The 10,792-nt window shown below is 47.2% G+C and carries 14 protein-coding genes; all 14 read right to left on the bottom strand.

Annotation, left to right across the window (positions count from 1 at the left end; translation table 11 throughout):
- Nucleotides 1-154 precede the first annotated feature (154 nt).
- Nucleotides 155-637: a transcription antitermination factor NusB gene (nusB, locus tag Q0V82_RS15600; RefSeq protein WP_297577212.1), complete on the bottom strand. Its 483-nt coding sequence runs from the start codon at nucleotides 635-637 to the stop codon at nucleotides 155-157.
- Complete coding sequence (gene ribH, locus Q0V82_RS15595) at nucleotides 634-1,101, bottom strand: 6,7-dimethyl-8-ribityllumazine synthase (protein ID WP_297577208.1); 468 nt, start codon at nucleotides 1,099-1,101, stop codon at nucleotides 634-636. The genes nusB and ribH overlap by 4 nt, the downstream gene beginning before the upstream one ends.
- Before the next feature lie 2 nt (nucleotides 1,102-1,103).
- Nucleotides 1,104-2,204: a bifunctional 3,4-dihydroxy-2-butanone-4-phosphate synthase/GTP cyclohydrolase II gene (gene ribBA, locus Q0V82_RS15590; protein WP_297577206.1), complete on the bottom strand. Its 1,101-nt coding sequence runs from the start codon at nucleotides 2,202-2,204 to the stop codon at nucleotides 1,104-1,106.
- Nucleotides 2,204-2,812, bottom strand: a complete 609-nt coding sequence (locus tag Q0V82_RS15585; protein ID WP_297577204.1) for a riboflavin synthase — start codon at nucleotides 2,810-2,812, stop codon at nucleotides 2,204-2,206. The genes ribBA and Q0V82_RS15585 overlap by 1 nt, the downstream gene beginning before the upstream one ends.
- Before the next feature lie 8 nt (nucleotides 2,813-2,820).
- Nucleotides 2,821-2,988: a zinc-ribbon domain-containing protein gene (locus tag Q0V82_RS15580; protein ID WP_297577202.1), complete on the bottom strand. Its 168-nt coding sequence runs from the start codon at nucleotides 2,986-2,988 to the stop codon at nucleotides 2,821-2,823.
- 3 nt (nucleotides 2,989-2,991) lie between these two features.
- Nucleotides 2,992-4,101, bottom strand: a complete 1,110-nt coding sequence (gene ribD / locus Q0V82_RS15575; RefSeq protein WP_297577200.1) for a bifunctional diaminohydroxyphosphoribosylaminopyrimidine deaminase/5-amino-6-(5-phosphoribosylamino)uracil reductase RibD — start codon at nucleotides 4,099-4,101, stop codon at nucleotides 2,992-2,994.
- 2 nt (nucleotides 4,102-4,103) lie between these two features.
- Nucleotides 4,104-4,556: a transcriptional regulator NrdR gene (gene nrdR, locus Q0V82_RS15570; protein ID WP_173534120.1), complete on the bottom strand. Its 453-nt coding sequence runs from the start codon at nucleotides 4,554-4,556 to the stop codon at nucleotides 4,104-4,106.
- A 207-nt stretch (nucleotides 4,557-4,763) separates the two neighbouring features.
- Nucleotides 4,764-6,011, bottom strand: a complete 1,248-nt coding sequence (gene glyA / locus Q0V82_RS15565) for a serine hydroxymethyltransferase (RefSeq protein WP_297577197.1) — start codon at nucleotides 6,009-6,011, stop codon at nucleotides 4,764-4,766.
- 117 nt (nucleotides 6,012-6,128) lie between these two features.
- Nucleotides 6,129-7,082, bottom strand: a complete 954-nt coding sequence (locus tag Q0V82_RS15560) for a CorA family divalent cation transporter (protein WP_297577196.1) — start codon at nucleotides 7,080-7,082, stop codon at nucleotides 6,129-6,131.
- Nucleotides 7,083-7,106: 24 nt separating this feature from the next.
- Nucleotides 7,107-7,778, bottom strand: a complete 672-nt coding sequence (locus Q0V82_RS15555; protein ID WP_297577194.1) for a hypothetical protein — start codon at nucleotides 7,776-7,778, stop codon at nucleotides 7,107-7,109.
- 36 nt (nucleotides 7,779-7,814) lie between these two features.
- Complete coding sequence (locus Q0V82_RS15550; protein WP_297577214.1) at nucleotides 7,815-8,363, bottom strand: hypoxanthine-guanine phosphoribosyltransferase; 549 nt, start codon at nucleotides 8,361-8,363, stop codon at nucleotides 7,815-7,817.
- Nucleotides 8,364-8,506: 143 nt separating this feature from the next.
- The gene (locus tag Q0V82_RS15545) at nucleotides 8,507-9,073 is read right to left on the bottom strand and encodes an adenine phosphoribosyltransferase (RefSeq protein WP_226762860.1); all 567 of its coding nucleotides are present in this window, start codon (nucleotides 9,071-9,073) and stop codon (nucleotides 8,507-8,509) included.
- Between the two features lie 12 nt (nucleotides 9,074-9,085).
- On the bottom strand, nucleotides 9,086-10,378 hold the full coding sequence (locus Q0V82_RS15540; RefSeq protein ID WP_297577192.1) for an NCS2 family permease: 1,293 nt from the start codon (nucleotides 10,376-10,378) through the stop codon (nucleotides 9,086-9,088).
- Between the two features lie 79 nt (nucleotides 10,379-10,457).
- Nucleotides 10,458-10,792 (bottom strand): TMEM165/GDT1 family protein (locus Q0V82_RS15535; protein ID WP_297577190.1); only part of this gene is annotated, 335 nt, incomplete at its 5' end.

The following is a 10,792-nucleotide window of genomic DNA, read 5'->3' as shown; positions in this document are numbered from 1 at the left end:
CCAGTTGATGCTGCGCGGTGATCGACATTAATGCGGCATCATCCCCAATACCTAAATCGGCGTTGAGCGCTGGGCGGGTAAAATATTTAGCGATTAAATCGAATTCATTCACAAAATTTAACCCTGCCCAAGCAACTGGGCAGTTAAGGGGAATTTAAAATTGACGGCGTTTCGCTGCGGCAGCCGCAAACTCATCGGCACGCACTAGAGCCGCCAACTTGTCGAGTACACCATTCACAAAACGATGGCCGTCTGAACCACCAAATGTTTTAGCCAATTCAATCGACTCATTGATAATGACGGGATATGGTGTTTCTGGCATTGAAATAATTTCGAACGCGCCGGTATATAAAATCGCCATTTCAACGATGCTGACTTCATTGAGTGGACGCTCAACGTGTGGCTCAAGCGCTTTGGTTAAAGCACCGGCGTCTTTAATCACGCCAAACAAAATGCCACGGTATAAGGCTTCATCGCACTTACTAAAATAAGCGGTGCTATTGTGAATAAAAAGATCAATATTATTGACCGTATCCCGCGTCATTAGCCATTGGTAAGTCCCTTGAACGGCAAATTCACGCGCACGGCGACGAGCCGATTTTGGTTTTGGACGAGGTGCTACGATGGCTTCAGTCATACTTGTAATGCCTTAATTAAATTAGCCGTTTCCACGACAGTGCGAGCCGCATCACGGCCCTTTTCTTTGATACGAATTTCTGCTTGTTCATCGGTGTCGGTGGTTAAGATGGCATTGGCGATGGCAATACCAAAGTCCAAGCCGACGCGCGTGACGCCAGCGCCCGACTCATTGGCCACCAGTTCAAAATGATAAGTATCGCCTCGAATCACCGCGCCAAGGGCAATGAGACCATCAAACCGATCGCTTTCAGCCATGGTTTGCAATACCACGGGGATTTCTAATGCACCAGCCACCGAGCACAGCACAATATCTTGCTCGGCCACGCCAAGCGCCAATAGTTCAGCCAGGCAAACATCACGTAAGCCTTCACAAACTGGCGTATTAAATCGGCTCATTACTACGCCAATCCGTAAACCCGCGCCAGACAATACCGGTGCAATTGTTGGAATATTTTTTGACATTTTCATTTTCCTTCTGGGGCAATAAAGCCCGTAATTTCTAATCCAAATCCCATCATGCTCGGAATTTTACGCTCGGGTGACATCAGGCGCATCCGGCCAACGCCCAAGTCTTTTAACATCTGCGCGCCAATCCCATAGGTGCGTAAATCCCATTTTTGCGGCGGATTTAACTTCAATTCAGGTAGCGCACGGCCCAATAGATCGGAACCCAATTCGGTGCGATGCAATAAAATCACCACGCCTTCTCCTGCCGTTGCGATGGCATTCAACGTCGCTTCAATCGACCAAGAATGCGCAGATGAGTCTAGATCAATCCAGTCCACCACCGACAAAGGTTCATGCACCCGAACCAGAACCTCACGATCGACTACAGGCTGACCTTTGATTAACGCTAAGTGCGTTGCTGCGGTTAATTTATCGCGATAAACCGCCAATTCAAACTCGCCGGCCAAGGTGCGAATCATACGCCGACCCACACATTCGACCAGTGATTCTGTTTGGCTGCGATAATGAATTAGGTCGGCAATAGTACCAATCTTCAGTTGATGCGTTTTCGCAAACTCAAGCAATTCTGGCAAACGAGCCATAGTGCCGTCTTCGTTCATAATTTCGCAAATCACCGATGCTGGGGTTAAACCCGCCATCATCGCCAAATCACAACCGGCCTCAGTATGTCCGGCACGAACCAGAACGCCGCCCGGTTGCGCCATAATCGGAAATACATGGCCAGGTGAGACTAAATCAGTGGCTTTAGCACCAAAAGCAACCGCTTTTTGGATCGTCAGCGCGCGGTCATGCGCTGAAATACCGGTGGTGACGCCTTCGGCCGCTTCAATTGAGGCGGTAAAGTTAGTGCCAAACGACGAGCCATTGTTTTTTACCATCGTCGGTAAATTAAGTTGCTGGCAACGCGTTTGATCCAGCGTTAAGCAAATTAAGCCACGACCAAATTTAGCCATAAAATTAATGGCTTCAGGCGTCACAAAATCGGCGGCCAACACCAAATCACCTTCGTTTTCGCGGTCTTCTTCATCCACCAAAACCACCATGCGACCAGCTTTTAATTCGGCAATAATTTCATTAACAGGTGCGATCTGGCTCATTATTTTGACTCCAAAGAAACCATACGTTCAACATAGCGAGCGATTAAATCAATTTCTAAATTAACCCGCTGACCTGGCTCAATCGCCCCTAGCGTCGTGACTGACAGCGTATGGGGAATTAAGTTGATCGAAAACTCACAGCCATCGCTCACATCACGAATCCAATTGGTGGTTAAAGAAACCCCATTAACCACCACCGAGCCCTTAACGGCTAAATATTTAGCTAAACTCGCTGGTGCCAGAATAATTAATTCGCGATTATCCCCGACTGAATCAAAGCTGCGAACCAGCCCAACGCCATCGACATGCCCTGAAACCAAATGGCCACCCAGCATATCGCCCAAGCGCATGGCTTTTTCTAAATTCACTGTGCCGATTGCATCTAATCCTGCTGTGCAACGCAAAGATTCATTGGACACGTCGATTAAATATTTTCCACTGGGTATTTGCTCGACAACGGTCATACATGCGCCATTGTGGGCAATACTGTCGCCTAAACCAACATTAGATAAATCTAAATCACCTGCATCGATGGTTAAGCGGACCCCGCCATCAAAAGGCGTAACGGCTTCAATCTGGCCGATCGCTTGAATAATGCCTGTAAACATAAACGTCCTTATTTTTCCGGTTGAGCGGGAAAGACCAGCGGGTTGGCTGCCTTGACGCGCTGTGACGATTTCAATTCATTGCAATGATTGCAAAAAAAGTTACTCGCGCCACACGCTTTTAACACTTCAATTTCCTTGCCGCAATCAGGGCAAACAATGATCGGATTTGTTTTCATGTTTCATTTCCCTAGCCAATCGGTTACTGGATCAGTAAAACGCAGAATAGTGCGCTGATCATCACCCACCATACGTCGAGTAATATGCGTTGGGACTTGTTTTTGACTTAAATCACTCAAGCAAAACTGTGCCATCGTTTGTCCCTGCCCCAGCAATATCGGCGCTTGATACAGCCACAATTCGTCAATTAAGCCTGCCGCAAAAAAAGCGCCGACTAAAGTGCCACCGGCCTCAAGCGTGACTTCATTGCAACCGCGTGCTGCCAATACGCCACATAATGCAGCCAAATCAATACGACCACCGGATAGATCAGGACACAAAATTACTTCAGCACCTGCCGCTTCCAAAGCCAATCGGCGATCAGTGTCTTGCGCCGCGACAATCAAAACAGAGCCCTGCTGTAAAATTTTGGCCGAGACGGGCGTGCGCATTTGACTATCTAAAATGACTTTCATCGGCTGACGTTCAACCGAGAAATCACGCACATTCAGTTGTGGATCATCGTGCAAAATCGTTGAAATACCGGTGATCATCGCGCATGAGCGCGCACGAATTCGCTGCACATCGGCACGGGCCGCAGGCCCCGTAATCCATTTTGACTGGCCATTACTCAGTGCAATCTGTCCATCCAGACTGGCCGCAACTTTGCAACGCAGCCAAGGTCGCTGGCGAATCATCCGGCTAAAAAAACCTTGATGGTGCGCTAATGCCTCGGTGGCCATTAAACCATGCTCAACGACAATGCCATGCTGGGCCAGTCGGTGTAAGCCTTGCCCCGATACCAGAGGATTCGGGTCCAATAATGCGGCCACCACCCGAGTCACCCCAGCTGCAATCAGCGCGTTGGCGCAGGGCGGCGTTTTGCCAAAATGGCTACATGGCTCCAAAGTGACATACGCGGTAGCACCTTGCGCGGCCAAACCAGCAGCACGCAACGCCATCACTTCGGCGTGCGCGCCACCCGCTGTTTGGGTATGACCCATGCTTATTATTTGATCGTTTTTAGTCAGCACACAGCCAACGCTGGGATTGGGCGAGGTGTTATTTTGGCCCAATTTTGCCTGTGCTAGTGCCTGAGCCATCATGAGGTAGTCGATCGAACGCCAAGTCATGCCTATTCCTTGCTGACTTCACGGATCACGTCGCGAAAATCTTCAACGTCTTGAAATGAGCGATACACTGAGGCAAAGCGGATGTAGGCGACTTTATCAAGTTTGGCGAGCTCGGCAATGACCATTTCACCAATCTGTCGCGACATAATCTCACGCTCACCAACAGTCAGTACTTTTTGAATAATGCGAGATATGGCTTCATCAACCAAAGGGGTCGGCACTGGGCGCTTGTGTAAGGCGCGCATAAAACTGGTGCGAATTTTTTCTCTTTCAAATTCAACACGCTGCCCGGTCTGCTTTACCACTTGCGGCATACGCACTTCAGCCGTTTCAAAGGTGGTGAAACGCTTATCGCAAATCGCACAACGACGACGACGACGTACCGTATCCCCTTCGTCAGAAACGCGAGAATCCACGACTTGAGTGTCGGGTGAACCGCAAAATGGGCATTTCATAGCACGAAAACCTAAAAAGAACGAATAAAGAGCATCTTAAGCTGTTCATTTCATATTGAACAGCTAAGCCAAGGTACATTGGTAGTAATACGCTTGGTATATTAATCCAAGTCAACTGACAATTGCCTTGGATTAATATACCTCAGACAGTTACGACAAAATGCAAAAAGGTGGTGCGCGTGCACCACCTTTTTTAATTACGTGAAATTATACTTCGTAAACTGGGAAACGCGCCGTTAATGCTTTTACTTTTTCGGCAACTGCTGCCAAATTAGCTTCATCATTCGGGTTGTCTAATACGTCAGCAATTAAATGCGCGACTTGAATGGCTTCTGCTTCTTTAAAGCCGCGAGTGGTAATAGCAGGTGCACCAATACGAATCCCTGAGGTTACAAATGGGCTTTCTGGATCATTTGGGATCGCATTTTTATTGACGGTAATGTGTGCTTTACCTAAAACCGCATCCGCCGCTTTACCGGTTAAGCCTTTAGGACGCAAGTCAACCAAGAATACGTGCGATTCGGTACGACCAGAGATAATCCGCAGACCACGCTCAGTCAAGGTTGACGCCATAGCTTGCGCATTGAGCAACACTTGTTTTTGATAGGTTTTAAATTCTTCTGTTGCCGCTTCTTTAAACGCAATCGCTTTACCGGCGATCACGTGCATTAGCGGGCCACCTTGCAGTGTTGGGAACACATTAGAATTGATTGATTTTTCAAACTCAGCTTTCGCCAAGATAATCCCGCCACGTGGGCCACGCAGTGTTTTATGCGTGGTTGAGGTCACAAAATGAGCGTGTGGCACTGGATTAGGATAAACGCCTGCAGCGATTAAGCCAGCGTAATGCGCCATATCAACCATGAAGTAAGCGCCCACTTTGTCGGCGATTTCGCGCATGCGTGCCCAGTCAAAACGCAAGGCATAAGCTGAAGCACCACCAATCAAAAGCTTTGGTTTTGTTTCTAGCGCAACACGCTCCATATCGTCGTAATCGATTTCTTCGTTTTCATTCAAACCGTAAGCCACGATATTGAATAATTTACCCGATAGATTGGCTGGAGAACCATGCGTTAAATGCCCACCATGACCCAGATTCATACCCATAATGGTATCGCCCGGCTTCAAGATAGAAAAATACACCGCTTGATTGGCTTGTGAACCCGAGTGCGGCTGCACATTGGCGTATTCCGCGCCAAACAATGCTTTTACACGATCAATAGCGAGTTGCTCGATGACGTCAACGTATTCACAGCCACCATAAAAACGCTTGCCAGGATAACCTTCGGCGTATTTATTCGTCAGTTGCGAGCCTTGAGCCTCCATCACTGCTGGGCTAGTGTAGTTTTCCGAAGCAATCAGCTCGATGTGTTCGTGCTGACGAACAACTTCTGCTGCCATGGCAGCGGCGAGATCAGGATCATACTGGGCAATGGTTTGAGACTTAGAGAACATGAGTTAACGCATCCGTATTCATCGTTAAAAGATGCGCAATTCTACCACGACCTGAGCAACTTACAGCGGTCCGATCGACAAAACATCTGCTCACATCAGCATGCATTACTTTCATGATCAGGTTTTTATATGCAAAAACTGCTTGATTTTACTCAACCAGAGCACTCGATCATCAGATAACACATCCAAAAACTCAGATAAACTTTTTGATTTAGCGACTGTAAATAGAATCAAAATCGTAATTGGAATACTGGCACCAATAAAATACCACAACTTATTCCAGCCGGTTTCTTCGGCCAAAGCAAATAAATTCATCCCCAAAAAACCAGTAATTGTCGTTCCGACCAAGCCCAAAATCGTCACCACCGTCAATCGAACCACCGTATCGGCCTGTCGACGTAAGTCTTCATTTTCTAGGTACTGGCTCATTGCCTGTACCGATTCTCGCACGTCGGAATACAAGGTCTCGGTATCTAAATGGCGTTTCAACATCAAAAACAATTGACTACTAATGGCTTGATTTGAAACTTCGCGAAACCAATAACGCTGCGTAAAGCGTAAAAAAGCGGCCTGAAGCAGCCGCGTTTCACGCTTAAAATTGCGAATTGAGTTTTCATCTTGCACATTGAGTTTGGCCAACGCCACAGCCAGACGATCAGAGAACATCAATAACGAAGCTTTGTGAAAATGGGCGATCAGTGTCAGCAAAAAATATTGATGCCGAAATTGCCCTAAAGAACCGGTATAAGGATCAACAAAGAAGGGGTTGCCCGCCATACCGACCATGACAAACGCATGGCCATTACACATCAACCGTGTTGAGGCCATGGGACTGTTATTTTCAGGAATCCAAAACCGATCGTAGCAACAATTGGCTTCAAACGCCGCAAATACCTTACTAGAAAAAGGCAGCGCATCCATATCACTGGGGCGGCTCACCGTGCCTAAACGGTAAAAATCTTCGTCCGACAATACAAAGGGATTTTCAAATGACAAGTAGGCCAGCATGGGCATGCGATGGTATTCGATTTGCCGGTAGCGCAAATCCCCCACCGCATTAGAATGATGCATCACCAAAGGACTGAGTAAATACTCCTAATGGGACGCCATCTTGGGCGCACAAAATTGCCCCATATGCTGCAAATAGCCCGCTCGATCTTCGTAATCGCTCGAGGCAATCACGTCACCCGCCGCATCAAGCCAAGCGACTTTACGCAGGCAACTGGTTGCCGTTTCGTTTTCATCCCACTGCGCAGGAAAGGTACGACCAAAACGAAACATGGCGTCTTGCACGCGTCTGAGTGATAAATTGTCACCACCCAATTCCAGCGCCAAAATAACGACATCCAGATCGTAAAAAAAATACAGGTCTAAATGGATCACTTTAAAATGGTGTGTTTTACCATCTTTAAAGACCATTAAGACCTGTTGAATGTCTTTACGACGAAAGACGTGCATGGGTGAGTGGCCATAATTTGCGGCATCACCAGCTTCACTACGCCCTTCACCGTATAAAAAACGCTGCACATACGGCAAAAAAGTGACAAATTCTCGGTAGTGTCGCTCTTTAAATTCAGCGGGATCGCCATCAAACTCAGTCGGCCTAGGCTGCCAAGGCGAGCCAGCGACCGACAACGCCGACATCACCTCCCAGTGACGCCCCATCGCTCGACTTCGACCGCTCACTTCGGGCAAAGGCATTAATTGCAAGGGCCAAATCAGAATCTGTCGATAATGCTTCACAACGATATCGGTGCTGTTGCCCATGATCTCTCCATGGCTGCAACCCGCACCAAAGTGTGATTACAGCCCTTTTACCGCATAAATCGCCAATGTATTACGCCAGTAACCCTGATAATCCATACCACAACCAAACAAGAACCGATCTTCTACTTCAAGACCGACAAAGTCAGCCTTAATTCCTGGTGCTTTGCGATCGTGTTTTTTATCAATCAACACGGCAACGTGCACCGCACTGGCACCTTGTTGCTTACAATAATCAACGATGGCGGCCAAGGTATGGCCTTCATCGAGAATGTCATCAACAATAATCACCGTACGCCCACGTAAATCTTCGCGAGGTTTTACTTTCCAATCGAGCTCGCCACCGCTGGTTTCATTGCGATAACGCGTGGCATGCATATATGAAATTTCAAGCGGAAAACGTAGACGAGGCAGTAAATGTCCCGACACAATTAAGCCGCCATTGAGTACGGTATAGACAATGGGGTTGGTATGAGCCAATGAGGCACACATTGCCTCACCCATTTGGTCTAACGCAGCTTGAACCTCAGCTTCACTATGCAGGCAGTCTGCATTATCAAGAATAGTTCTAGCTTCAGGTAATTGCATCGTCACGATAAATCCTTTATTTATTTCATTTCACTTACAGCAGCAAACCAAAACATTCGAAGCGGTGCGGTCAACTCATTTTCAACCAGCGATTAAAATGAATTGCTCAGCACCATTGCGGTTGAATGATGTGAATGCCTTTATTAATGTCCGGCAAAGTTACAGACTGTAAATAATTCAATCTGCTGATCTCTCACCAATTTTGAGCCGCCTAACTCCGGCAGATCAACAATGGCCGCCGCCTCGACCACCTCAGCACCTAAGCGTTTTAGCAGATTTGCTGCCGCAATCATGGTGCCACCGGTGGCCACTAAATCATCAATCAACAACACACGATCACCTGCTTTACAAGCATCTGCATGCAGCTCTACTGTGGCAGAACCGTATTCCAGCTCGTACTCTTCAGCAATCGTATTAAATGGCAACTTGCCTTTTTTACGAATAGGAACAAAACCGAGGTTGAGTTCATAAGCGACGACCGCGCCCAAAATAAATCCACGTGCATCTATTCCGGCGACGACATCCAACTTTTGATCCATGTAGCGATGAACAAAAATATCGACCAATAGGCGAAAGGTTTTTTTGTCTTGCAATAAGGGCGTGATATCGCGAAACATAACCCCAGCTTGCGGCCAATCGGCCACAGTTCGAATTCGATCACGAATATAGTTCGCATTAGGTAATGCGTCATTGCTAATGGATTCAGTCATCCGAACGCTCGCTTAATGGAAAAAGGCAAATTTAACAATCCACAACGCCGCAATAATCAAAACGGCAGCACTGAGGTCTTTAAAGCGGCCAGCTAAAAGCTTAATCACAGCATAGCTGATAAAGCCAAATGCAATACCATCGGCAATTGAGAAGGTAAATGGCATGGCCAGTGCAGTCATTACGGCTGGCGCAGACTCAGTCAAATCATCCCATTCAATCTCAGCCAAACCGCGCGTCATTAAAACCGCGACGTAACATAGCGCTGGCGCTGTTGCGTAGGCGGGTACCGTCGCGGCCAATGGCGAAAACCAAAGCGCCAATAAAAATAGAATCGCAACCACTAAAGACGTTAAACCAGTTCGGCCACCGACTGCAGTACCTGCTGCTGACTCAACATAAGCGGTACTTGATGAAGTACCCATAACAGCACCGGCAGTAATGGCAACTGAATCGGCCAGCAAGGCTTTTTTCAAACGTGGCAATTTACCGTCTTTATCTAACAAACCTGCGCGGTGCGAAACACCGACCAAAGTGCCAGTGGTATCAAATAAATCAACAAAGAATAAAACAAAAACCACGCCCAACAAGGCCACATCCAATGCACCCATTAAATCCATTTGCATGAAGGTTGGTGCCATGGACGGCGGCGCAGAAAATACGCCTTTAAATTCAGACAGACCCATGCCAATTGACATTAAAGTCACAGCCAAAATTGAAATAATAATTGAGCCATGTACCTTGCGGTATTCCAAAGCGACAATCAAAAAGAAGCCAAAAATCGCCAGTAATGTTTGTGGTGCGTGGATATCACCCAAAGTCACTAAAGTCGCAGGAGATCCCGTTACCACGCCGGCATTTTTAAGCGCAACAATCGCCAAAAACATCCCAACACCGGCAGAAATGGCTAATTTTAGTGAGTGCGGAATCGCATTCACGATCGCCTCACGGACTTTAAATAGCGAGACGCAAAGAAAAATCACCCCAGAGATAAATACGGCACCCAGCGCAACCTGCCAAGACACCCCCATACCCAAAACCACGGTGTAGGTGAAATAGGCATTTAAGCCCATGCCTGGTGCAAGAGCGATAGGATAATTGGCCACTAAAGCCATAATTGCAGTACCCAATGCCGCAGCTAAACAAGTCGCCACAAACACCGAGTTAAAATCCATCCCAGTTTTAGCTAAGATCGACGGATTAACAAAGACGATGTAAGCCATCGTTAAAAATGTAGTGAAACCTGCAATAACTTCGGTTCTTACATCGGTACCGTTTTCTTTTAGCTTAAAGAACGAGTCCAGCATACCTACTCCCTGAGATGTTTTTTTAATTAACGAATAACAAAAGCGAGCACAAGGCTCGCCTTCTCTTTCAACTACCTTTTTAACCCGCAACACCCATCAGGGCCAGAACACCTAAAATGGCAAAAATACCCGCCGCAACAAAGCGAATCATTTGCAATAAATGCATTCGTTCTGCGATCCAACGTCCTAAATACACTGCAGGTACATTGGCGAGCATCATGCCGATCGTTGTTCCCATAACCACCTGCCACAATGGGGTGTACTTTAAAGCCAAGGCCACTGTCGCGATTTGCGTTTTATCACCAATTTCAGCAAAAAAGAACGCAATGGTTGTCGCAACAAACGCCCCGTAAGGCTTTACCTGTGATTCTTCTTCGCTGATGGTATCCGGCACTAAAGCCCACGCTGCAATTG

It is taken from the genome of uncultured Deefgea sp. (assembly GCF_947072475.1).
Taxonomy (GTDB): domain Bacteria; phylum Pseudomonadota; class Gammaproteobacteria; order Burkholderiales; family Chitinibacteraceae; genus Deefgea.
Note: the sequence above shows the minus strand (reverse complement) of the source record. Positions and strands in the feature narration are given on the sequence as shown.